Raw genomic sequence first — 435 nt, forward strand, 5'->3', positions numbered from 1 at the left:
ACGATAAATTGTGTGATAAAATCACGTTGTCATTAAATAAGTGAGGTGTTTTAAATGAATGGTAAACGAGGTTCAACCACTTTCTTAAAGGTAATTATTTTTCTGGCTGGAATTGCTGTGCTTGCTTTATGTATTTGGTTGCCTGAGATAGCCATTAGAGATGCAAGGGTACATCCAGATACGGCATACTTCCTAATCCCCTTTTTAGTATGTGCATACGGATTCTGTATTACGTTTTCTGTTGTGTTGTATCAAGCATTTAAACTATTAACCTATATTGAAAGGAACAATGCTTTCTCTGAGTTATCCCTTAAATCTTTGAAGGTTATAAAGAAATGTACTTTTGCAGTCATTTTCTTCATTGTGTTAGGGATAGTAAGTTTAAAAGTGCTTTCTAAAGTTACAGGTGACGATCCAGCAGGTCCAATATCACTA

General features: G+C 34.7%; 1 protein-coding gene. It reads left to right on the plus strand.

Annotated elements, in window-relative coordinates:
- Positions 1-54: 54 nt before the first annotated feature.
- Positions 55-435 (plus strand): DUF2975 domain-containing protein (locus PPOP_RS21330; RefSeq protein ID WP_006288140.1); only part of this gene is annotated, 381 nt, incomplete at its 3' end.

This window comes from Paenibacillus popilliae ATCC 14706 (assembly GCF_000315235.1).
Lineage (GTDB): Bacteria > Bacillota > Bacilli > Paenibacillales > Paenibacillaceae > Paenibacillus_B > Paenibacillus_B popilliae.